Origin of the sequence: Amycolatopsis cynarae (assembly GCF_026802195.1) — a bacterium.
Classification (GTDB): Bacteria; Actinomycetota; Actinomycetes; order Mycobacteriales; family Pseudonocardiaceae; genus Amycolatopsis_E; species Amycolatopsis_E rhizosphaerae.
Window position 1 is genome coordinate 5,328,663 of record NZ_CP113836.1, and the last position, 21,416, is coordinate 5,350,078.

The 21,416-nt window shown below is 71.2% G+C and carries 20 protein-coding genes; 8 read left to right on the plus strand and 12 right to left on the minus strand.

Annotated features, from left to right (window positions below):
• Positions 1 to 27: 27 nt before the first annotated feature.
• Positions 28 to 504 (plus strand): ribonuclease E activity regulator RraA, encoded by a 477-nt coding sequence (gene rraA / locus ORV05_RS25460; RefSeq protein WP_268754527.1) that lies wholly within the window; start codon positions 28 to 30, stop codon positions 502 to 504.
• A 169-nt stretch (positions 505 to 673) separates the two neighbouring features.
• On the opposite strand, the gene ORV05_RS25465 is transcribed toward rraA, so the two are convergent.
• Positions 674 to 1,423 (minus strand): SDR family oxidoreductase, encoded by a 750-nt coding sequence (locus ORV05_RS25465; RefSeq protein ID WP_268754528.1) that lies wholly within the window; start codon positions 1,421 to 1,423, stop codon positions 674 to 676.
• Between the two features lie 170 nt (positions 1,424 to 1,593).
• Between ORV05_RS25465 and ORV05_RS25470 the strand changes: the two genes are divergently transcribed.
• Both ORV05_RS25470 and ORV05_RS25475 read left to right on the plus strand, forming a co-directional pair.
• Positions 1,594 to 2,100 (plus strand): MarR family winged helix-turn-helix transcriptional regulator, encoded by a 507-nt coding sequence (locus ORV05_RS25470; RefSeq protein ID WP_268754529.1) that lies wholly within the window; start codon positions 1,594 to 1,596, stop codon positions 2,098 to 2,100.
• Between the two features lie 99 nt (positions 2,101 to 2,199).
• A complete protein-coding gene (locus tag ORV05_RS25475; protein WP_268754530.1) occupies positions 2,200 to 4,833 on the plus strand; it encodes a LuxR C-terminal-related transcriptional regulator in 2,634 nt (877 codons plus the stop codon).
• Here the strand turns inward: ORV05_RS25475 and ORV05_RS25480 are convergent.
• Positions 4,811 to 7,240 carry a tetratricopeptide repeat protein gene (locus ORV05_RS25480; protein WP_268754531.1) on the minus strand — a complete coding sequence of 810 codons (2,430 nt, stop codon included), beginning with the start codon at positions 7,238 to 7,240 and terminating at the stop codon, positions 4,811 to 4,813. The two genes, ORV05_RS25475 and ORV05_RS25480, sit on opposite strands and share 23 nt — an antisense overlap.
• Positions 7,241 to 7,495: 255 nt before the next feature.
• On the opposite strand from ORV05_RS25480, the gene ORV05_RS25485 reads away from it, so the two are divergent.
• A complete protein-coding gene (locus ORV05_RS25485; protein ID WP_268759895.1) occupies positions 7,496 to 8,350 on the plus strand; it encodes an SAM-dependent methyltransferase in 855 nt (284 codons plus the stop codon).
• 52 nt (positions 8,351 to 8,402) lie between these two features.
• Here the strand turns inward: ORV05_RS25485 and ORV05_RS25490 are convergent, their stop codons facing one another.
• The 4 genes from ORV05_RS25490 to ORV05_RS25505 form a co-directional block, all read right to left on the minus strand.
• Positions 8,403 to 9,617 carry an FAD-dependent oxidoreductase gene (locus tag ORV05_RS25490; RefSeq protein ID WP_268754532.1) on the minus strand — a complete coding sequence of 405 codons (1,215 nt, stop codon included), beginning with the start codon at positions 9,615 to 9,617 and terminating at the stop codon, positions 8,403 to 8,405.
• 165 nt (positions 9,618 to 9,782) lie between these two features.
• Positions 9,783 to 10,427 carry a PadR family transcriptional regulator gene (locus tag ORV05_RS25495; RefSeq protein ID WP_268754533.1) on the minus strand — a complete coding sequence of 215 codons (645 nt, stop codon included), beginning with the start codon at positions 10,425 to 10,427 and terminating at the stop codon, positions 9,783 to 9,785.
• 147 nt (positions 10,428 to 10,574) lie between these two features.
• Entirely contained in the window at positions 10,575 to 11,513 is a 939-nt protein-coding gene (locus ORV05_RS25500) for an anti-sigma factor RsbA family regulatory protein (RefSeq protein ID WP_268754534.1), read from the minus strand.
• Complete coding sequence (locus ORV05_RS25505; RefSeq protein ID WP_268754535.1) at positions 11,510 to 12,352, minus strand: MEDS domain-containing protein; 843 nt, start codon at positions 12,350 to 12,352, stop codon at positions 11,510 to 11,512. Before ORV05_RS25505 ends, ORV05_RS25500 begins: the two co-directional genes overlap by 4 nt.
• 101 nt (positions 12,353 to 12,453) lie before the next feature.
• Here ORV05_RS25505 and ORV05_RS25510 point away from each other — a divergent pair, with 101 nt between their 5' ends.
• Positions 12,454 to 12,885: a DUF6292 family protein gene (locus ORV05_RS25510; protein ID WP_268754536.1), complete on the plus strand. Its 432-nt coding sequence runs from the start codon at positions 12,454 to 12,456 to the stop codon at positions 12,883 to 12,885.
• A 48-nt stretch (positions 12,886 to 12,933) separates the two neighbouring features.
• Here ORV05_RS25510 and paaE read toward each other — a convergent pair whose 3' ends face one another.
• Genes paaE through paaZ form a run of 6 tightly spaced genes read right to left on the minus strand, consistent with a single transcriptional unit; the run spans position 12,934 to position 18,717 of the window.
• Positions 12,934 to 14,016, minus strand: a complete 1,083-nt coding sequence (paaE, locus tag ORV05_RS25515) for a 1,2-phenylacetyl-CoA epoxidase subunit PaaE (protein ID WP_268754537.1) — start codon at positions 14,014 to 14,016, stop codon at positions 12,934 to 12,936.
• A complete protein-coding gene (paaD, locus tag ORV05_RS25520) occupies positions 14,017 to 14,457 on the minus strand; it encodes a 1,2-phenylacetyl-CoA epoxidase subunit PaaD (RefSeq protein ID WP_268759896.1) in 441 nt (146 codons plus the stop codon).
• A gap of 59 nt (positions 14,458 to 14,516) precedes the next feature.
• On the minus strand, positions 14,517 to 15,407 hold the full coding sequence (gene paaC, locus ORV05_RS25525) for a 1,2-phenylacetyl-CoA epoxidase subunit PaaC (protein WP_268754538.1): 891 nt from the start codon (positions 15,405 to 15,407) through the stop codon (positions 14,517 to 14,519).
• A 9-nt stretch (positions 15,408 to 15,416) separates the two neighbouring features.
• Entirely contained in the window at positions 15,417 to 15,713 is a 297-nt protein-coding gene (gene paaB / locus ORV05_RS25530) for a 1,2-phenylacetyl-CoA epoxidase subunit PaaB (protein WP_268754539.1), read from the minus strand.
• Positions 15,710 to 16,678, minus strand: coding sequence for a 1,2-phenylacetyl-CoA epoxidase subunit PaaA (gene paaA, locus ORV05_RS25535; RefSeq protein WP_268754540.1), 969 nt, complete (start codon positions 16,676 to 16,678; stop codon positions 15,710 to 15,712). The genes paaB and paaA overlap by 4 nt, the downstream gene beginning before the upstream one ends.
• Positions 16,675 to 18,717: a phenylacetic acid degradation bifunctional protein PaaZ gene (paaZ, locus tag ORV05_RS25540; RefSeq protein WP_268754542.1), complete on the minus strand. Its 2,043-nt coding sequence runs from the start codon at positions 18,715 to 18,717 to the stop codon at positions 16,675 to 16,677. Before paaZ ends, paaA begins: the two co-directional genes overlap by 4 nt.
• A 234-nt stretch (positions 18,718 to 18,951) precedes the next feature.
• Between paaZ and paaI the strand changes: the two genes are divergently transcribed.
• The 3 genes from paaI (at position 18,952) to ORV05_RS25555 (ending at position 21,407) form a co-directional block, all read left to right on the plus strand.
• Complete coding sequence (gene paaI / locus ORV05_RS25545; RefSeq protein ID WP_144587787.1) at positions 18,952 to 19,350, plus strand: hydroxyphenylacetyl-CoA thioesterase PaaI; 399 nt, start codon at positions 18,952 to 18,954, stop codon at positions 19,348 to 19,350.
• A 72-nt stretch (positions 19,351 to 19,422) separates the two neighbouring features.
• Positions 19,423 to 20,769 carry a phenylacetate--CoA ligase PaaK gene (paaK, locus tag ORV05_RS25550; protein WP_268754543.1) on the plus strand — a complete coding sequence of 449 codons (1,347 nt, stop codon included), beginning with the start codon at positions 19,423 to 19,425 and terminating at the stop codon, positions 20,767 to 20,769.
• Positions 20,770 to 20,792: 23 nt separating this feature from the next.
• A complete protein-coding gene (locus ORV05_RS25555) occupies positions 20,793 to 21,407 on the plus strand; it encodes a TetR/AcrR family transcriptional regulator (protein WP_268754544.1) in 615 nt (204 codons plus the stop codon).
• The last annotated feature ends 9 nt before the right edge of the window (positions 21,408 to 21,416 follow it).

Below are 21,416 nucleotides of genomic sequence, written 5' to 3' on the forward strand. Positions count from 1 at the left end.
GGCTTCGGCGTGGGGCATGATGGGGCCGTGACAGCGACCTTCAGCACCGCGGATCTGGTGGACGAGCACGGCGACCGGCTCCAGGTGTGCGACACGCAGTTCCGCCAGTTCGGCGGGCACCGCAGTTTCTCCGGGCCCATCCGGACGGTGAGCTGCCACGAGGACAACGGCCTGCTGCGCGAACTGCTGCGCACCCCGGGCGCGGGCGCGGTGCTGGTCGTCGACGGCGGCGGGTCGCTGCACACCGCGCTCACCGGGGACGTGATCGCCGCCGCGGCGGTGGAGCACGGCTGGGCCGGGCTGGTGATCAACGGAGCGGTGCGCGACAGCGCCCTGCTGGCCGGACTTCCGCTGGGGATCAAGGCGCTCGGCACCAACCCGCGCAAGAGCAGCAAGGCCGGGGCGGGCGCGGTGGACGTCGTGGTCGGCTTCGGTGGCGTCACCTTCCGCCCTGGCGACACGCTCTACGCCGACGACGACGGCGTGGCCGTTCTCCCCGCCTGAGGGCTCCCAAGCGTGCCGTGAGGAGCCCCCTCACGGCCGTTTCGTCCAAGGCCCCGGCAAAGTCCGGACGGCTCGGCAGTGCACGACCCGTCCGCCGGACTCGGCTGGAACGGGCCGACTTTGCCGGGGCCCTTACGGGAGCGCGAAGGTCGGGCCGATTGGCGTGGCGTCACACCTGGTTCGCGCCGCCATCGACGAACATTTCGATGCCCGTGACGAAGGTGCTCTGGCCGGAAGCGAGGAACAGGGCGACATCGGCGACCTCTTCGGGCCGCCCTATCCGTCCCAACGGGACGGTGCTGACGAACATCCGCTTGAGTTCGACGGCTTCCTCGTCGTCGGCAGCAAGGCCGGTGACACCCGGGGTGTCGATCGGCCCGGGGCTGACGGTGTTCACCCGGATCCCGCGGCCGCGCAACTCGTTGGCCCAGGTGCGGGCGAACGAGCGAATGGCCGCCTTCGACGCACCGTAGACGCCGAAGGCTTCGATGCCCACGGTCGCGGCCGTCGATCCGGTGAGGATCACCGACGCGCCGTCGTTGAGCAGCGGAAGTGCCTTCTGGACGGTGAACAGCGTGCCCCGCACGTTGGTGCCGAACGTGTCGTCGAAGTGCTGCTCGGTGACCTGCTCCAGGGTGGCGAAGGAGCCGCCGCCCGCATTGGCCCACAGCACGTCGATCCGCAGCCCCTGCTGCCTGATCGTGCCGTAGAGGCGGTCGAGGCCGGCGAGGTCGGCGCTGTCGACCTGGACACCGGTGACCGTGCCGTCGATCCCGGCGACCGCGTCGTCGAGCGCGTCCTTGCGGCGCCCGGTAATGAACACCCGTGCCCCCTCCGCCGCGAAGCGCCGCGCCCCGGCGAGCCCGATACCGCTGGTACCGCCGGTGATGACCGCGGTCTTGCCTTCCAGTGCTTTCATCGTTGCTTCCTGTCGGTCGATGGCGCGGGCAGGCCTGCTCGGGGGGAAGGCACTGGAGCCGCACGGTCAGTAGGGCGATCGGCGGGGCGGGGAGCGCGCCATTGCGCCGACCGGTACGGGAAGATTCCCGTACCGCGACACCGTTCAGCCACGACGACAGGTTACGAGACATGTCACGTAATGGCAAGGAGCCTTCGCCGCCCGCCGGCTGGCTCACCCCGGACCAGCAACGCGCCTGGCTTGCCTACATCCGGGTGCAGCTGCGGCTGCGCTACGAGATGAACCGGCAGCTCCAGTCCGACAGCGGCATCTCCCTCTCCGACTACGACGTCCTGACCGCGCTCAGCGTGGCGCCGGAAGGGCACCTGCAGATGACCGCGCTGGCCAACCAGATCGGCTGGGAGCGCACCCGCGCCTCCCACCACGCACGTCGGATGGAGGCCCGCGGGCTGCTCGTGCTGCGCCCTTCGAAGGCGGACCGCCGCGCGACCGAAGTCAGCCTGAGCGACGAGGGGCGAGACCTGCTCGCGCAGGCCGCTCCCGGACACGTCGGCCTGGTGCAGAACCTGTTCTTCGCCGGCCTGCCGGACGAACTCCTGCCGGCGCTGACCGAAGCAATGGAGACCATCTACGAGAACATTCTGGCCAACGGCACGCTGCCGCCCCCACCGCTGTAGCCGTTGTCCCGACCTCACGGAGCCGACGGCCCTCGCGACGCCCCGGCGACTGGGACGGACCGTGGCGGGTCGGGGACGGAGCGTGGCTATAGTTCCTGGGTGCGTAGCGATTCCGGCGGCAGGAGGCCCTACCGGCTCCGACGGGCCGGGCGGGCCGGAGCGGGCGAGTGGATCGCCGCCCTCGCCGCCCCGGCCGCGGGCCCGCGGCTGGTCGTGCTGACCGGGGCCGCCGGTCTGGGCCGCAGCACCGTGCTCGCCGACGCCGAAGCCCGTCTGGCGGAGCGGGGCGTTCCGACGGTTCGGGTGAGCATCACCCGCACCGACCGCCAGTACCCCGGTTCGGTGGCCTCACGGCTACGCGCCGCACTGGCCGAGCGGCGGCACGCGGTCGTGTTCCTCGACGACGTGCAGTGGATCGACGACGCATCGCTCGCGGAACTCGCCCAGGACCCGCCCACGACCGTCGTCTGCGCATGCCGGACTCCGCTGCCCGAAGCGGCGGAGGGCCTGCGCTCGGCGTTCGCCGCGCTGCGCGGGGAAAGAACGGTCGAGGTCCTCGCCCTGCGGCCCGCCGATCGCGCCGAGACGGCGGTGCTGCTCACCGGTCTGCTGCGGGCCCGGCCCGCCGGGGAACTGGCGGAGACACTGCGCCGCGCGACCCGGGGCGTTCCCGCTCTGCTGGAGGCCGCGATCGCCGGCTACCGCGAGGCCGGTTCGCTGCGGGTGGTCGACCGGCACGCCTACCTGCTCCCGCCCGAACAGCTTCCCCGCCTGCCCGCGGAACACGCCGCGCTCGCCGGGATCCGGACACTCGGCGACACCGTGTGGCCGGTGGCGAAGGCGATCGCCATCCTGGCGCCGCTGCTGTCCGGCGGGGGCGTCCCGCTCGTCGCCGAGGCGACCGGGCTGGCCGAAGACCAGGTGCGGGCGGCACTGCACGCACTGTGGTCCGAGGGACTGATCCACCGGGTGAGCCTGCGGTTCCGGTTACCGGTGCTCGCCTGGCTGCTGCAGTCTTCCGCCGACCCGTCCGAGCGACGGCGGATCGCCCAGGTCGCGATCGACGCGGTGTGGGAGGGCGGAATCGTCGGCAGCGATCCCCGATTCCTCCCCGAACAGCTGGTACAGGCCGGTCGTCCGGCCGATCCCGAGCGGGCGGGCGCGGAACTGCTGGCACGCGGCCGTGAAGCCATGCTCGGCGACGCCTACTACGCCGCGCGGTGGCTGCGGGCCGCCGCTGAACTGCTCACCGATCCCGGGCGGCAGGCCGAGGCGATGTTCCTGCACGCCGCCGCGTGCAACCTCGCCCTGCAGTCCGAACCGTCGGCCCGCGCGGCCGCCACGGCGCTGAGCGCCGCGGACCGGTTCACTCCCGAACTGCTGCTGGAACTGGAGGTCACCCGCCTGGCCGGGCTCCGCGGCATGGGTGACGTGCGCACCATGGACCGGATCGCGGGCGAGGACTGGCGGAGCGTGCCGGGCGGGCCCGCGAACCAGGTGGTGACCAGGGCAGCCGCGCTGGTCCTGACCGACCGCTGGCCGGAGGCGGCCGATTTCCTCGACGAGACAAGGGACATCTGGCTGGAGGGCAATGCCGCGTCCGTCGCGTTCGGACTCCTGTTCGGCCCGGCAGCCCGCGCGCTCCAGGGAGACCTTGCCGGCTGGGAACGCTCCCTGGCGCGGCCGGAACTGCGGCCCATGCTGGCCGGTGAGCGGAACCGGGTCCCCCATGTCCAGGCCCGGGCCCGGATCCTCCTGCTGTTCGGCGAACTGGGCCGCGCCGACGCCCTGCTGGCCGCGCACGGCCAGTCCGCGCGGGAACTGCCGCCCTCGGACCTCGCGCTGCACGCGGCGCTGTCCGGTGACTGGGATCGCGCGCTCGATCTGGCCCGCCTCACCCTGGCCACCGGTGCGGCACTGGCCTTCCCGCCCGCGCACACGGGAATCTGCCGGATGATGGCGCACCTGCTCACGGCCAGGGGACGGTTCACGCGGGCCCGGGAGATCCTCGCCAACGGGCGGCTGGATCAGCCGGTGCAGACCCAGTTGCTCGACATCGCCGAGGCGGCGGTGGAGTACCTGCTCGGCGCCGTGGGCCGGGCACGGCGGCTGCTGGTCGCCGGGCTCGCGCACGCCGCCGAACAGGATGTCGTGCTGGGCACCGAAGATCTGTGGCTGTGGCTGCTGGAATGGGAGCTGATCCATGGCTCGGCCGGGGAAGCGGCCCGGTGCACGGCCGAACTCGGCAGGCTCACGACCCAGCTGGACAACGGGCGGGCGCGGCACAACCACCTGCTCGCCCGTGCCGTCACCGAAGGCGACGCCTCGGCCGCGGCCGAGGCGGTGGGAGTGGCGCGGGACCGGGGCCAGCCCAGCGAAATCGCCGACACGCTGTTCATGCTCGCCCGCCACGGGCACGGCGACGCGAAGCAACTGGCCGAGGCCTACGACCTGTTCGGACAGCTGGACGCGCTGGTGCCCCGCGCACGGCTGCGCGTGATCATGCAGGCGCGCGGCGTTTCCGTTCCCGACGACCGGGTGACGGCGGCAGAGCAAGAGCGGCTGCTCGCGTCGCTGGTGAGCGAGGGGCTGACCAACCGGGAAGTGGCGACCGTGCTGCGGGTCTCGGAGAACGGCGTGGAAGGCAGGCTGAACCGGCTGTTCCAGCGCACGGGCTACCGCTCCCGGGTGGAACTCGCGACCGCCATCCTCACCGGCGACTATCCGGCCTGAGCCCGGGCGGATCCGTGGCACTCTCGAGTTCGGCGGCCAGCCGCCGCGCGGCCGGTGTGCCGAGCCGCCGGCACAGGTGAAGCGCGGTGCGCCGGTGCTCGGCGGCCGCCCCGGCCTGCCCGGTCAGCTCCAGGGTTTTCGCCAGCTCCACCAGTGTCCGCGCCCGGGACCACCGCGCGGCGGGTTCGGTGAACTCGGCCAGTGCCGAGCGCAGGCAGTCCGCGGCGGCCGCGTGGTCCCCGGCCTCACGCCAGGCGACGCCTTCCTGCACGGCCGCTTCCGCCTCCTCGACCGTGTTGCGGCCTTCGCGGAACAGCTCGCGCGCGGCCCGGTACCGGCGCGCCGCGCGCGGCCAGTCCGCCAGCTCCGCCAGGTCCGCGCCGATCATCTGCAGGGTCCGGGAACGGAAGAAACGGTAGGTGTCCGCGGTGGCGCCACCCCGGTAAAGCTCCATATAGGACAGTACGGAACGGTGGACGGACAACGCTTCCCGCGGTTTCCCGGCCGCCCGCAGGATCTCGCCGAGTGTGTTGAGCACGGTGCCCTGCCCGGTCCAGAACCCCAGCCGCCTGGCCCCGGCCACCGCGCGGCGCACGTGTGCCAGCGCCTCGTCGGTGCGGCCCATCCGCAGCAGGACCACCGCCAGATGCCGCAGCGCCTTGGCCCGTTCCTCGACCTCGCCCGCCTCCTCGGCCACCGCCAGCGCCCTCTGGTGTGTGGCGAGCGCAGCCGCGTCGTCGGCCAGGCAGTGGTAGCGCACCCAGCCGAGCAGGTTCAGCATCTTCGCCTCCCCGGCCCGGGCGGCGAGTTCCCGCGCGGCCTCGAGCCCCCGTTCGAAGACCTCTTCCCAGGGCAGTTGCCGGGACCGCACCTCCGCGTACCAGTACAGCGCGTCGGCCAGGGCGAGCACCTCCCGATGCCGTCCGGCGTGCGCGGCGAGACGGTGCGCGGCCGCCCAGCACGCGGTCTCCCGGTCCAGCCACCGTTCCGCCTCCTCCCGGGATGCGAACCGGCCGCCGGCCCCGGCCGCCTCCGGATGGAACCACCGGGCGGCTTCGGTCGCCCTGCCCAGCAGGTGATCCACCGCCGCGTCCACCACTGTGGACACTCCCGGCGCACCGGACGTCTCCTCCTCGAACCGTTCCCGGGCGAACAACCGCAGAAGGTCGTGGTAGGAGTACCGGCCGTCCTCCGGCGAGGCGAGGATCAGGTTCGCGTCGGCCAGTTCGTCGAGATGGACCCGCATCTGGGGGACGGGCAGTCCGGTGGCCACCGCGGCCACCTCCACCCCGAAATCCGGGCCGGGCAGGAAGGCGAGCCTGCCGAACACCTCGCGCGCCGGCCCGGACAGCCTGCGATAGGACATCTCGAACGCCGACCGCACCCGTAGGTCCCCGGCTGAAAGCGCCACCAGGCGCGTGTTTTCGTTGCGCAGCAACGAGACGAGATAGGACACCGACCACTGTGGACGGCTGGCCAGCCGGTTCCCCGCGATGCGCATCGCCAGCGGCAGGTTGCCGCACAGTTCCGCCAGCTCCGCCGCGGCCTCCGGTTCCGCGGCGATGCGTTCCTCGCCCGCGATCGAGGCGACGAGCGCGACCGCGTCGGCCGGGCTGAGCGGGTCGAGCCAGATCCACCGCCCCGACTCCAGCCCGGCCAGTGCACGGCGGCAGGTGATCAGGGTGAGGGTGCCGGGCACGCGCGCCAGCAGGGGCCGGACCTGGGTCTCGTCGGCCGCGTTGTCCAGGAGGAACAGCACGCGGCGGCCGGCCAGCAGTGACCGGAACTCCCGTTCCTGCTGCGGCACCGTGGCCGGGGCCTGCGGCGAGGGCACCCCCAGCGCACGAAGCAGCGCGTCCAGTGCGGCACGCGGGGTGACCGGCTCGTCGTCCATGCCCCGGAGGTCGAGGGCGAAGACCCCGTCGGGAAAGCTGGGGCGCAGCAGGTGCGCCGCCGCGGCCGCGAGCGCCGTCTTGCCCACGCCGGGGTGGCCGACGAGGGAGACGACCACCCCGCCCTCGGCCTCGCGGGCGGCGGCCGCCGCCTGCCGCAACTGGTTGAGCTCGGCGGACCGGCCCACCAGCCGGGACACCACCGGCGGCAGCGCGAGCGGCGCACCGGACGCCCGGACGGCGGTACCGGCCCGCTGCCGCCCCTGCCGCGCCGCTTCCAGGAAGAAGGCCCGGTCTTCACCGGTGAGGGCCAGCGCGTCGGCCAGCGCCCGGGCGGAGCGGCGCTGCGCGGCCCGGGACCGGCCGCGCTCCAGATCGCTCAGTGCCCGGATGCTCAGGCCCGCCGCCCCGGCCAGTGCGGCCTGGGTCAGCCCGGCGGCCCGCCGGTGCCGCAGCACGAGTTCGCCGAACGTGGAATTTCCCCCGGTTGCCGTCTCTGCCAGTGTCGCGTTCACCGTCCTCCATTAAACCGTCCGCGCCGCGGACCCCGTCCCGGGATACGGACGGTGAAACCCACTGCGCGGAAACCCCCGGCAGGTTCGATGTGGAACCCCACGGGACGCCGGTCCCGGGCGCACTCGGTGACCGACGGGCGGTCCTGGCCGCCGGGCTGGGCTGAACCGGTGTAGCCCCGCGTGTGGCGTTTACCACTGGAACGCGGGGCACTACTCTGAGTGGGTCAACCGCTCGACCACCCCCGCGAGGCAGCGATGTCCGGTGCGCCCGAACGCCGTCCCCCCAGCCGGTTCCCGGCGGTGCTGGACGCGTCGAGACCGAGCATCGCTCGCGTCTACGACGGTTTCCTCGGCGGCAAGGAGCACTACGAGGCCGACCGCGAGGTGATGCGCCACGTCCTCGGCGCGGTGCCCGACGCGGCCGAGCTGGTGTGCGCGAACCGCGCGTTCCTCACCCGCGCGTGCCGGTTCCTCGCCACCGAAACCAAGATCGAGCAGTACCTCGACTGCGGGGCCGGGCTGCCCACTGAGGAGAACACGCACCAGATCGTCCAGCGGGCCAATCCGGACGCCCGGGTGATCTACGTGGACGATGATCCGGTGGTGCTCGCCCAGGGACGGGCGCTGCTGGAAGAGAACGAGAACGTGCACGTGATCGAGGCGGACATCTTCACCCCGTCCGCCGTGCTGCGGCACGAAGTGGTGCTCCGGCACCTGGATTTCGGCGAACCCGTCGCGTTGCTGCACGTCGGCACCCTGCCCCAGCTCGCGGGCGACGGTGGCCCCGAGATCATGCGGGAGTACCTCGACGCGCTGGCACCGGGGTCCTATGTGGTGCTTTCGCACTTCTACGACCCGGAGGTCCCGGAGCTCACCGAGGTCGCGAGACGTTTCGAAAACGCGCTGGTCTCCGGACCGCTGGGGGCGGGCTGGTTCCGCACCCGCGACGAGATCACGGCACTGGTGCGGGGCCTGGAGATCGTCCGTCCCAACGCGACGAGCGAACCGGACCTGGTGCCCTGCGACGAGTGGTGGCCCGACGGGCCGCGGCTCGCCCCGCCGGGCAAGGCGGCCCGCTGCGTCGCCGGGCTCGTCGCCCGTAAGCCGTAGCGCCTGGCGGAATTCCTTTCCCGCCAGGCGCATCCCGCCCGTCGAACAGCCGCTAGGCGGCTGGTGTTGCCTCGACGGGGGCCTCCCAGTCGATGCGGTAGTCCACCTGCCAGGCCATCTTCTCCGGTTTGGACAGCAGTTTCATCGCGGGCGGCAGGAGGAGGTCGCGCACCACCCTGGCCACGGGACCGGCCGCCTTCTGCTGGTTGCCGCGCGCGGCCGCGGCGATGACGCGTTCCACCCGCTCGCGGCGCAACGCCTCGTACGCGGCGAACGCGGCCGGATGCCCTGGCGCGTCCCGCAGGCAGCGGGCGAGTTGCACCGCGCTTTCGACGGCGAGCGAAGCGCCCTGACCGGAGGTCGGGGATGCGGCGTGTGCGGCGTCCCCGACCAGCACCATGCGCCCGCGGCTCCACACGGGCACCCTCGGCAGGTCCTCCAGCGCTCCGGTGATCACCAGTTCGTCCGGCTCGCACTGCCGCAGCAACCGGACCGCCGGAACGCGGTCACCGGCGAACACCTCCTCCAGCAGCCGCAGCCACTCGCGCGCGCCGACCGCCTTCGCCTCGGCGGCGGTCATCGGAACCTGCCGCGGCAGGTTCACGAACCAGCCCGCGCGACCGTCCGGATCGACGAAGTACGCGAAGAACGCGCGCTTGCCGTAGACCATGTACATCGAACCGCCGGTGTCCGGAAGACCGGCGGGGCGGTCGGGGCGGGCGCCGAAGCCGAGGAGCCCGCTGTAGCGGGCCCCGGGCGCCGCCGGGTCGATCAGGGACCGGACGGTCGACCGGATCCCGTCGGCGCCGATGAGCAGATCGGCGCTTGCTCGCGTGCCGTCGGCGAACTCGGCGGTGACCCCGTCGCCGTGGTCCACCGCGTTCACCAGCCGCTTGCCGTGTTCGATGGCGATGCCGCGCGCCCTCGCCTCGTCGTAGAGCGCACGGTAGAGGTCCGCGCGCCAGATGGCGTGGAAAACGGGTACCCCGTCTCCGCCCCCGAATTCGGCGAGCCGTTTACCGGTCCAGCTCTGGATCATCATCGACGCCACGGGCTGACCGAGATCGCCGATCACGTGGCCGGCACCGACCAGATCGAGGGCGGCGAGACCGTTGGGTGCCAGGCCGAGCATGCCGCCGACACCGTCGGCGGCATGCTCGTAGGCTTCGTACACTGTCGCTTCGATACCGGCGCGGCGCAGGGCCAGTGCCATGACGGGACCGGCGATACCGCCGCCGATGACCAGTGCGGTGCGTGCTCTGTTCACAGATGTTCTCCCCACTATGGATGCGGTGCTGTGCCCGGACCTGCGTGGGAAGGGAAAACCCGGCTATTGTTGCGGTTGCCACCTCGTGGCCGGGGTCGCCCCTGTGCGGGTCCGGTGCGGGCGTGAGGACCTCGGCGTCGTGTTGCAGCACGCCGCCGGGGTCCGTTATCCGGGCTCGCTCCCCCTTTCCGCGATCTCGGCGAATTCGGGCGGGATGTCCCCGCTCCGGTGGAACGCGCGCCAGGCCGCAAGGTCCGGAAAGGACCCTTCGCTCAGTTCCTTGTGCAGCGCGCGGATCCAGGCCACCTCCGCTTCGCGGACGGCGAGGTCGTATTCGTCTTCGAGCAGGAAAAGCCGCGGCAGCTGGCCGCGGTGGTGCTCCAGTGCGGCGCGTTGTGCGTCGAGTTGCTCCGACAGACGGGACAGGCGCAGTTCCAGCAGCGCCGCCACCTCGTCCGGCGGCAACGCACCCAGCACGGAAAGCCCCGCCACGAACCGCGGATGCTCCCGCTCGGGACTGGACAGCAGTTCGCGCGTCCAGTCGAGGAGTTCTTCGCGGCCCGCACCGGTGATCCGGTACACCGTGCGTTCGGGCCTGCCCCCCTGCCGCCCGCTTTCCGCGGCCTCGATCATCCCGTGCTTTTCCAGGTTGCCCACGACGGTGTAGAGGGAGCCCCACTTGATCTTCATGTCCTGGTCCTTGCCCCGTTCCCGCAGCACGGACGCGATCTCGTAGGGATGCATGGGCCGTTGGACGACGGTGGCCAGCACGGCCAGCGCCAGCAGGTTGCCCACCTTGCGCCGTTTCACGGTGCACCTCCTCGTCCACGAATACTCGCAGACGAGCATACACGGCTTCGGCTCCCCAGGGCAGCACAAATTCACGGGTGCTGCCGTGAGTCGTGCACTTGTGTGGCCGTGAGGGGTCCCCTCACGGCCCTTGGGCTGGGAAGCCGCTCAGCATTCGAGGCGGACTGCGAAACCCTCGTCATCGGCATACAGGGCGACGTGGCGGCACACCTGGTGCGCGATCCACAGACCGAGACCCGCGGTCAGGCTTCCCTCGGTGGGCACCAGGCCCACGAAGGGGTCGGCCGGGCCGGTGCCGCCGTCGGTCACGGTGGCCACCAGCCGGTCGCCGTGGTTCCAGATGCGGAGGCGCACCGGCGGCCCGCCGTGCACCCCGCCGTTGGTGACGACCTCGCTCACCGCCATCAGGAAGTCCTCGCCGGGCTCACGCTCCACACGGGACTCAGCGAGCGCGAGGCGCACCGCCTGCCGGGCCTCCGCCGCGGTCGGGCCCAGGAGGTCCAGAAAGGGCGGGCCGCTTTCGGGCGCCGGGCGCGGCGCCTGCCGCCAGGTGGGCAGGAACTCGCCCGGCGACAGGTAGTCCCGGTTGTGGTGGTGGCCGCCCGGCTCCGCCAGGAACGGATGGGTGCGGCGCACGTCCGCGAGGACCTCGTCGGGGGTGATGCGCGCGTCGTAGGAACACAGGCCCCACAACGGAAATTCGTCGTAGAGCTCGTTGATCGCGGACTCGTACCGGGACCACCAGTCCCAGTGGTGCCCGGTACCGGGGTGGGGCACCTGCCCCGAGACCCGGATCTGCTCCGCGCCCTTGGCGGTCAGCTCCGCCAGCTTCTGCCGGTACTGGCGGATCGCCACGGCCGGCCTGCGGTACTGCTCCGACATCGGCACGACGGTCACCGTGGAGGTGTCCATCGCGCTGTGCAGCAGCCGGAGGCGCTCGGCGTCGAACGCGACGATGGTCGGCTCCCCCGCGTCGATCCCTTCCTCAAGGAACGGAACCGTCACGGCCAGGAACTCCTCGTCGGAGGAGTAGACCGATACTTCGTGAAAATAGCCGGTATGGCCGAGGGCCGCACCACTTCTCATGCCTTGCACTCCACGCTGATCCCCCGCACGTTCAACAGTTCGATCAGCCGGCCCACCGCCTGGTTGCCGGTGCGGACGAGTACGGTCACTTCCTTTCTCGCCGCCAGAGCGGCCAGGGTGGACAGGTTGCGGTGGTCGAGGAAGGTCAGTCCCCGGGCGTCGACCACGAGTTCACCGGACGGCACGGCCGTTTCGGCCCACCGTAACGCCAGCGCGAAGGCCACGGCGGCCTCGCCGTCGAGTTCGCCGCTGACGGCGAGGACTCCTTCTTCGTTGGTGTAGAAGTGGAACGGCGCCGCACCCGGGCTGGCCACCGGATGCAGGCTCGCGATCTGCTCGAGGGATTCCGGCGGGACCTCCGCGCGCCGGAGCCCGCAGAGCGCGGACAGCGGGTGGCTAGCCATGTAGCGGTCCACGCGATGTTCGTAGCGGGCCAAGGGCTCGATCTGCTCGGGAATCCGGCCGACGGCGGTGGCCTCGGCGATCACGCGGAGCCCGGCGAACCCCTCCGCCAGTGCCGCTTCGGTCGCGGCGATGTAGCGGCGCACCTGGTTCATCGGATCGGCACACCACCCCGCCGGGTACATCCGCGCGGCGGGCACCCAGTGGATCGCCGGGTCGTCCAGGGAACCGGAAAGCCCCGCGTCCGCCGCGAAGGCATCGCGAAGAGAAGCGCCGTCACCGTTGGTGACGACGCACACCCGAAGGCCTTGATCGAGTCCGCTGCGGCAGAACTCCGCAGCGCGCGCGTAAAACTCCGCTGTGTCGTCGTACGCGCAGCAGAGATGGTCATGGATACCGAAGTTCGCGGCGGTTTCGAACGCTCCCGACGTGCGCATAACGACCAGCGTACGGACTGCGTTCGAATCACGCTGCGTCCCGCGGGGAGGGTTGGTTCGCCGGAAGCGGGGGTACCCACAGGCGGCATGAGGAACGGAAAGTGAGTGTGATCGTGGACATCTATGGTTGGGACGCGGCCGAGTCGGCACTGCGCGCCTACGTCGGCGCGATCGCGGAGGCCGTGGGCGTGGCCGCAGAATCCACCTGCTGCACCGTGAGCCGGTCGGCCACCGCCTACATCGCCCTCGACGAGCACCTGCCCGGCTTCCCCGATCGGGATCTCGCACTGATCTGGGACGATTCCCACGGCTGGGCCGCGGCGATCGAGACCCACTGTGGCGAGGATCTCATCGTCGTGGCCTATCTCGGGGAGGATCTGGTTCCTCCTCCCCGAAAGGTTGTCGCGTTCCGCGACGGACTGGTCGCCGACCGCCAGCCGGGACAGCTCGAACCACCGGAGTTCGAGCCGCCCGAGGACCTGGCTGAACGGCTGGGCAGGCGGGTACACGTGCCGGCACAGAGAGTTCCCTGAGTCCACAACCGACTTGTCCGGCGGCCGCGGGGTTCTTCCCCGCGGCCGTCACTGGTCGTAGTCGACGGTGACCGACGAGGAGACCGGATAGGACTGGCAGGTCAGCACGAAACCGGCGTCGAGTTCGGACTCATCGAGCGCGAAGTTGCGGCGCAGGTCCACCTCGCCGTCGGTCACCTTGGCCCGGCAGGTCCCGCACACCCCGCCCTTGCACGCGAACGGCAGATCCGGGCGGACCCGCTGTGCCGCGTCCAGGACGGTGGTGTCCCGGGGCAGCGCGGCCGTGGTGGACCGCCCGTCGAGCACGATCGTCACCTCGCTGGTGCTGCCCGCCACCGCGGCTTCCTCGTGCCGGACCGGAGCGGGCGGCACATCGTCCACATAGAACAGTTCCTGGTGGACGATCCCGCCGGGCACCCCGGCGTCGAGGAGCAGTTTCCTGGCGTCGGTGACCATCCCGAACGGCCCGCACAGCCACCAGTGCGCCACCGAGGCCAGGTCCGGCACCAGGGCGAGCAGCCCTTCGATCTTGCCCGCGTCCAGGCGACCGGTGAACAGTTCCGCTTCACGGGGCTCGCGGGACAACACGTGCACCAGTTCGAGCCGATCCGGATAGCGGTCCTTGAGGTCGGCCAGTTCGTCGGCGAACATCACGGTGCCGGTACGGCGGTTGCCGTAGAAGACGGTGACCGTCGCGCCCGGCTCGCGCAGCACCGTCGCGGCGATCGACAGCACCGGCGTGATCCCCGAACCGGCCGCGATCAGCACATGGTGGCCGGGGGTGGCGGGATCGGGGGTGAAGGTGCCGGTGGGGGTGGCGACCTCGATCTCGTCCCCCGGCGCGACTTCGTGCACCAGCCAGGTGGAGAACAGCCCGTCCGGCACCTCCCGCACGCCGATGCGCGGCGCTTCGCCCTCCGGAGCGCAGATCGAGTAGGACCGCCGTTCCTCGCGGCCGTCCACGGTGCGCCGCAGTGTGAGCGACTGCCCCGCGCGGAACGCGTAGGCCTCGGCGAGCTCGGGCGGGACGGCGAAGGTGACGGCGACCGCGTCCTCGCAGAGCCGGGTCACCTCGGCCACGGTGAGCCGGTGGAACTCACCCCGCAACCGGGGTTTCGTGCTGGCGGTCACTCAGATCTCCTTGACGTGCTCGAACGGTTCGGCGCACGCGCGGCAACGGCGCAACGCCTTGCACGCGGTCGCCCCGAACTCCGAAACTCCTTCGGTGTCGGCCGAACCGCAGTGGGGGCAGGCCACCCGGCGCGCCGGGGGCCCGAGGGTCAGCGGTACCGGCCCGGTGGTGCGCCGCGGGGCGGGCCCGGGCGGGGCGATGCCCGCTTCGGCGAGCTTGCGGCGCCCCTCCTCGGTGATCCAGTCGCTGGACCAGCCGGGCCGCAGCACGGTGCGGACCTCCACCTCGGGGTAGCCGGCCCGGTGCAGCGCGTGCACCAGGTCGTCGCGCATGGTGTCCATCGCCGGGCAGCCGGTGTAGGTGGGGGTGATCGACACCACCACCTTGCCGTCCACTTCGGACACCTCGCGCAGCACGCCGAGATCGGCCAGGGTGAGCATCGGCAGTTCCGGGTCCGTCACCGTCGCGGCGACGGCCCGCGCGTCGAGTGCGGTGGTGGTCACCACGTCGCCTCCGGGTAGGTCCTTGCGACGCTCTGCAGTTCGGCGAGCAGGTAACCCATCGCCTCGGTGTGCCTGCCGTCCCGCCCGGCCCGGCCGCCGAGGGCGGCCTTCGGCGCCACCCCGGGCACGGTCAGCGTCGCCGCCGCCAGCACCTGCGCGAGCACGGTGTCGAACTCCTCCCGCACGGTCGACGGGTCGACGCCGATTCCCTGCGCCGCCATCGCCAGTTCGGTTTCGTGCGGGTCGAACAGCTCCGCCACGTAGGGCCAGACCGCGTCCAGCCCCGCCTGCATCCGCTCGTGCGAATACGCGGTGCCGTCCCCGAGCCGGACCGCCCATCCCGCCGCGTAGTCGCGGTGGTAGGTGACCTCCTTGACGCCCTTGGCCGCGATCGCCGCGAGCACCGGGTCGACCGAGGAACGCAGCTGGTTCAGCAGCGCGAGCCGGAACGTGGAGAACACCAGCAGGACCGCGACCAGCTGCCCGAAGTCGCCACGCTCCAGTTCCGCCAGCCGGACGTTGAGGAACTCGTGTTCCGGGCGGAAGTAGGCGTAGTGGTCCTCGCCGCGATCGCTGCCATCGGCCTTGCCCGCCCTGGTCAGCAGCAGCCGGGCCTGCCCGAGCAGGTCGAGGGCGATGTTGGCCAGCGCCATCTCGTCCTCCAGCTCGGGCGCGTTGGTGCACCACTGCTGCAGCCGGTGGGAGAACACGAGCGCGTCGTCGGCCAGCATCAGGCAGTAGCGGGCCAGCACGGCTCCGTCCACCCCGGACGGCACGGTGGTGTCCACTCCGGACAGCGGGTCGGCGAACCCGGTGCCGAAGGCCCACCGCGAGTCGTCGGTGCCTTCGGCCTCTGCGAAGGCGTCGAAGGCGGTGTCGTTGTTCATCGACGGTCCTTACATGTGGGGGACGGTGTCCGGGATGTCGTAGAAGGTCGGGTGCCGGTACACCTTGTCCGCGGAGGGAGCGAAGAACGGGTCCTTCTCGTCCGGGCTGGACGCGGTGATGTCCACCGAGCGGACCACCCAGATGCTCACTCCCTCGTTGCGCCGCGTGTACAGGTCGCGGGCGTTCCGCAGGGCCATGTCGGGGTCCGGTGCCCGCAGCGATCCGACGTGCACGTGGTTCAGACCGCGCTTGCCCCGGACGAACACCTCGAACAGCGGCCATCCGCTCCGTTGCGTGTCACTCATGCCGCCTCTGCTTCCTTCCTCTGCTTCGCGGCGTGTGCCGCGGCTGCCTCGCGCACCCAGGCGCCCTCGGAATGGGTCCGCGCGCGGTGCGCCACGCGTTCGGCGTTGCACGGACCGTCGCCGGAGACGACCCGTTTGAACTCCGCCCAGTCGATCTCGCCGAAGTCGTAGTGCCCGCGATCGGGATTCCACTTCAGCTCCGGATCGGGCAATTCGACGCCCAGCGCCTCCGCCTGCGGAACCGTCATGTCGACAAAGCGCTGCCGCAGCTCGTCGTTGGTGTGCCGCTTGATCTTCCAGGCCATCGACCGCGCGGTGTTGGGCGAATCCGCGTCCGGCGGGCCGAACATCATCAGCGACGGCCACCACCAGCGGTTCACCGCGTCCTGCACCAGCTCCCGCTGCTCGGCGGTGCCCTTCATCATGGTCATCAGCAGTTCGTAGCCCTGCCGCTGGTGGAAGGACTCCTCCTTGCAGATCCGGATCATCGCCCGTGCGTAGGGCCCGTAGGAGCTGCGGCACAGGGGAACCTGGTTGCAGATGGCCGCGCCGTCCACCAGCCACCCGATCACCCCGACATCGGCGAAGGACAGCGTCGGGTAGTTGAAGATCGACGAGTACTTCTGCCGTCCGGTGATCAGGCGCTCGGTGAGGTCGGTCCGGTCCGCGCCGAGGGTTTCCGCCGCCGAGTACAGGTACAGCCCGTGCCCCGCCTCGTCCTGCACCTTCGCCAGCAGGATCGCCTTGCGCCGCAACGAGGGCGCCCGCGTGATCCAGTTGCCCTCCGGCTGCATGCCGATGATCTCCGAATGCGCGTGCTGCGCGATCTGGCGGATCATCGTGTTGCGGTAGCCCTCGGGCATCCAGTCCCGCGGTTCGATCCGCTGGTCCCTGGCGATGACCTGCTCGAAATGCCGTTCCAGGTCCTCTTCGGACAACGCGTCCGCGATCTCTGCCGTAGTCATCGGTCCTCCTTGGCCACCAGGGTCAGCACGTCGTACTTGGCAACGGACTCACCGGCGGCATTGGTCACGTCGGCATCCCAGCGAACCTCGCCGTAGTCGGCGTTTTCGCGCGGCGTGATCTGCTTCGCGGTGAGCGTCACGGTGAGTTCGTCCCCCGGCTTGACGGGGGTGAGGAAGCGCAGGTTCTCCAGGCCGTAGTTGGCCAGCACCGGCCCGGGTTCGGGGGAGACGAACAGCCCGGCCGCGAACGACACCACCAGGTAGCCGTGCGCGACGATCCCGCCGAAGAGCGGGTTCGCCTCGGCGGCGGCCTGGTCGGTGTGGGCGTAGAAGGTGTCGCCGGTGAACTCGGCGAAGTGGTCGATGTCGGCCTGCGTGACGGGGCGCGGGCCCGCCACCACGGAGTCGCCGATCTTCAGCTCCGCCAGCGACTTCCGGAACGGGTGCACGCCCTGGGTGCGCGGTGCGCCCGGCACCCAGCGCCCGGTGATCTCGGCCAGCACCTTCGGGCTGCCCTGTACCGCGGTGCGCTGCAGGTGGTGCAGCACCCCGCGGATGCCGCCCATCTCCTCGCCGCCGCCCGCCCGGCCCGGGCCGCCGTGCACGAGCGCGGGCATCGGCGAACCGTGCCCGGTCGATTCCTTTGCGTCGTCGCGATCCAGCACGAGAAGCCTGCCGTGGAAGGGCGCCACCCCGAGCACGACCTCGCGGGCGAATCCGGCGTCCGCGGTCACGACGGAACCGGCGAGGCTGCCCTCACCGCGCGCGGCGAGGGCGATGACCTCTTCGGTGGAGGTGTAGGGCATCAGCGTGGACACCGGGCCGAACGCCTCCACCGCGTGCGGCTCGGCGCGCGTGGGGTCGTCGGCGCGCAACAGCACCGGGGACAGGAACGCGCCGCGCCCGGCGTCGGCGTCGAGCGCCTCGACCCGTTCCGGATCGCCGTACACGATGCCCGCCACGTCCAGCAGTGCCTTGAGCGAGCGCCGGACCTCCTCCCGCTGTTCGAGACTGGCGAGCGCGCCCATGCGCACGTCGGGGTTCGCCGGGTTGCCGACGGTGACCTTCGCCAGCCGCGCCGCGGCGGCCTCGGCCACCTCGCCGAGCCGGTCGGCGGGCACGAAGGCGCGCCGGATCGCGGTGCACTTCTGGCCCGCCTTGACCGTCATCTCGGTGACCAGCTGCTTCACGAACAGGTCGAACTCGGGGGTTCCGGACACCGCGTCGGGACCGAGGATCGAGCAGTTCAGCGAGTCGGCCTCGGCGTTGAACCGAACGGAGTGGCGCACGATCGCCGGGTGGGCCCGCAGCTTCTGCGCGGTGGAGGCGGATCCGGTGAAGGAAACCAGGTCCTGGCCGGTGAGGTGGTCGAGCAGATCGCCCGCGCTGCCGCAGACCAGCTGCAGCGAACCCTCCGGCAGCAGGCCCGAGCCGATCATCAGCTCGACCAGTTTCTCCGTCAGGTACGCGGTCTGGCTGGCCGGCTTGACCAGGCTCGGCACCCCGGCCAGGAACGCGGGGGCGAACTTCTCCAGCGGTCCCCACACCGGGAAGTTGAAGGCGTTGATCTGTACGGCCACGCCCCGCAGCGGGGTCGCGATGTGCTGGCCGAGGAAGGTGCCGCCCTTGCTGAGCGGCTCCACCGCGCCGTCGATGTAGACCGTGTCGTTGGGCAGTTCCCGCTTGCCCTTGCTCGCGTAGGTGAACAGCACCCCGATGCCGCCGTCGACGTCGAACTTCGAGTCGCCGAGCGTGGCCCCGGTCCGGGCCGACAGCGCGTACAGCTCGTCGCGGTGTTCGCGGAGGTGGGAGGCCAGTGCCTTGAGCAGCGCCGCGCGCTGGTGGAAGGTCAGCTCGCGCAGGGCGGGGCCACCGGTGCGGCGGCCGTGCTCCAGCGCGGCGGCCATGTCCACCCCGGCCGAGGAGATCCGTGCGACCTCCTCCCCGGTCACGGCATCGTGCAGCGGCGTGCCCTCGCCGTCACCGGCCTGCCACCGGCCGCCGACATAGCTGCGCAGTGCCGTCGAATGCTCCGCCATTGAGCCCGACCTCCCGATCCGTAATTACCAACCGAACGTTCAGGAAGTCATGGTAGCCGCAAGGCGGCGGACAGGGAAGCGTCGGCCCACGGTCGTCGTTGACTGGCCGCCGGGAGAAGCCGATCCTTGACAGGGAGCCGGAAACTGCCTTTACTCTGGGTTGCATTTTCAACCGTCCATTCGGTCAGTAAGCAAGGCGGTGAGCCCGTGTCGCAGTCCGCGGCAGCACAGGCGATGTTCGACGACGACGTCGCTTCCCGTTCCCTGGGCATAGAACTGCTCGAGGCGGGTGACGGCCGCGCGGCGGCCCGCATGGTGGTGACCCCGCAGATGGTCAACGGGCACGACATCGCCCACGGCGGCTACCTGTTCCTGCTCGCCGACACCACCTTCGCCTGCGCCTGCAACAGTCACGGCCCGGTCACGGTGGCCGCGGGCGCGGAGATCTCCTTCGTCGCCAGCGCCCGCCTCGGCGACCGGCTCGTGGCCACCGCCACGGAACGCACGCGCTACGGGCGCAACGGCATCTACGACGTCACCGTGCACCGGGAACGGGACGGGCAGGCCCCCGAGGTCATCGCCGAATTCCGCGGCCGCAGCCGCACCATCGAACGCCCGAAGAACCAAGGCTGATCTTGGCGGCGGAGCCGCTCGCACCACGCCGCCCACCGGCACCGGAACAGACCACAAAGGGAGTCCCCCGAGATGACCACCACGCACAGCGACGTGCCACTGGCGAAGCGAGTCGGCGACGCCCCCGCGCCCGGCGAACTGAGCGCGGCGGAACGGATGAGCATCGACGAGCTGCGGGCACGGCAGCTCGAGCGTCTGCAGTGGACGCTCCGCCACGCCTACACCAACGTCCCGTTCTACCGGCGCAAGTTCGACGAAGCCGGCGTGCATCCCGACGACTGCCGCGAACTGGCGGACCTGGCCAAGTTCCCCTGCACCACCAAGCACGACCTTCGGGACAACTACCCGTTCGGCATGTTCGCCGTGCCGCAGGACCAGGTGCGGCGCATCCACGCCTCCAGCGGCACCACCGGCAAGCCCACCGTCGTCGGCTACACCGCCGAGGACATCGACACCTGGGCGACCGTGATGGCGCGCTCGATCTTCGCCGCGGGCGGGCGGCCCGGCCACAAGGTGCACGTCGCCTACGGCTACGGCCTGTTCACCGGCGGGCTCGGCGCTCACTACGGGGTCGAAAAACTCGGCGCGACGGTGATCCCGGCCTCCGGGGGCATGACCGCGCGGCAGGTGCAGATCATCACCGACTTCCGGCCCGAGGTCATCATGGTCACGCCCACCTACATGCTCACGCTGCTCGACGAATTCGAGCGCCAGGGCATCGACCCGCGGAGCAGCTCGCTCCGGGTCGGCATCTTCGGGGCCGAGCCGTGGACCGAGCAGATGCGGGCCGAGCTGGAAGAGCGCATGGACCTGCACGCCGTGGACATCTACGGCCTGTCCGAGGTGATGGGGCCGGGGGTGGCGCAGGAATGCGTGGAAACCAAGGACGGGCTGCACATCTGGGAGGACCACTTCTACCCCGAGGTGATCGACCCGGTCGAGGGCACCGTCCTGCCCGACGGGGAGACCGGGGAGCTGCTGTTCACGTCGCTGACCAAGCAGGCCATGCCCGTCATCCGGTACCGCACCCGCGATCTGACCGCGCTGCGGCCCGGCACCGCGCGCCCGGCCTTCCGGCGGATGGACAAGGTCACCGGGCGCAGCGATGACATGATCATCCTGCGCGGGGTGAACGTGTTCCCGACCCAGATCGAGGAGATCGTGCTCGCCACCGAGGGACTCGCCCCGCACTTCCAGATCCGGCTGACCCGCAAGGAGCGGATGGACCACCTGACCGTGCTGTGCGAGGCCCGCCCCGAAACCCCGGACCACCGGCGCGGCCCGGCCGCCGCCGAGATCGCCCAGCGGGTCAAGGACGGCGTCGGCATCAGCGTCGGCGTGGAGATCCTCGACCCCGACAGCCTCGAGCGCTCCCTGGGCAAGCTGCGGCGTGTCCTCGACCAGCGGCCACCCGCCTGAAATCCACTTGGGATACTCGGAGTATGACGACGGCACCACCGGCGCGCCCCGCCCGGCGGGGCAGGCCAGGCTATGACCTGGAGTCCTTGCTGGCGGTCGCGGTCAAGCTGTTCAACGAGCGCGGGTACGACGGCACCAGCATGGAGGATCTCTCGCGGAAGCTGGGGATCACCAAGTCGGCCATCTACCACCACGTGCCCAGCAAGCAGGAACTGCTGCGGCTGGCGGTCAACCGCGCCCTCGACGGACTGTTCGCCGAGGTGGACAAGCTGGACGGGGCCGGGGGGCGGGCGGTGGACCGGCTCGAACAACTCGTGCGCGGCAGCGTGCGGGTGCTGGCCGAGCGGCTGCCGTTCGTCACGCTGCTGCTGCGCGTGCGCGGGAACACGAAAGTGGAACGGGACGCGCTGGCGCGGCGCCGGGAGTTCGACCACATCGTCACCGAACTGGTCACCGAGGCGGTGGCCGAGGGGGACCTGCGGCCCGACATCGATCCGGCGACCACGGCCCGGCTGCTCTTCGGCATGATCAACTCGCTGATCGAGTGGTATCGCCCGCGAGGCGGCACCGACGGCGGCGAACTCGCCGACTCGGTGGTCGCCGTGGCCTTCGACGGCCTGCGCGTGCGCCCCACCTGAGGCCCGCCT

What these genes read in the sequence shown, in the direction of transcription:
- ORV05_RS25465 (WP_268754528.1), bottom strand. Translation starts at nt 1,423, where the DNA reads ATGAAAGCACTGGAAGGCAAGACCGCGGTCATCACCGGCGGTACCAGC.
- ORV05_RS25470 (WP_268754529.1), top strand. Translation starts at nt 1,594, where the DNA reads ATGTCACGTAATGGCAAGGAGCCTTCGCCGCCCGCCGGCTGGCTCACC.
- ORV05_RS25485 (WP_268759895.1), top strand. Translation starts at nt 7,496, where the DNA reads ATGTCCGGTGCGCCCGAACGCCGTCCCCCCAGCCGGTTCCCGGCGGTG.
- ORV05_RS25500 (WP_268754534.1), bottom strand. Translation starts at nt 11,513, where the DNA reads ATGAGAAGTGGTGCGGCCCTCGGCCATACCGGCTATTTTCACGAAGTA.
- ORV05_RS25505 (WP_268754535.1), bottom strand. Translation starts at nt 12,352, where the DNA reads ATGCGCACGTCGGGAGCGTTCGAAACCGCCGCGAACTTCGGTATCCAT.
- paaD (WP_268759896.1), bottom strand. Translation starts at nt 14,457, where the DNA reads ATGCTCACCCTGGCCGATCTCGGCGTGCTGCGCGAGGTGTCCGAAGTG.
- paaC (WP_268754538.1), bottom strand. Translation starts at nt 15,407, where the DNA reads ATGAACAACGACACCGCCTTCGACGCCTTCGCAGAGGCCGAAGGCACC.
- paaB (WP_268754539.1), bottom strand. Translation starts at nt 15,713, where the DNA reads ATGAGTGACACGCAACGGAGCGGATGGCCGCTGTTCGAGGTGTTCGTC.
- paaA (WP_268754540.1), bottom strand. Translation starts at nt 16,678, where the DNA reads ATGACTACGGCAGAGATCGCGGACGCGTTGTCCGAAGAGGACCTGGAA.
- paaZ (WP_268754542.1), bottom strand. Translation starts at nt 18,717, where the DNA reads ATGGCGGAGCATTCGACGGCACTGCGCAGCTATGTCGGCGGCCGGTGG.
- paaI (WP_144587787.1), top strand. Translation starts at nt 18,952, where the DNA reads ATGTTCGACGACGACGTCGCTTCCCGTTCCCTGGGCATAGAACTGCTC.
- paaK (WP_268754543.1), top strand. Translation starts at nt 19,423, where the DNA reads ATGACCACCACGCACAGCGACGTGCCACTGGCGAAGCGAGTCGGCGAC.
- ORV05_RS25555 (WP_268754544.1), top strand. Translation starts at nt 20,793, where the DNA reads ATGACGACGGCACCACCGGCGCGCCCCGCCCGGCGGGGCAGGCCAGGC.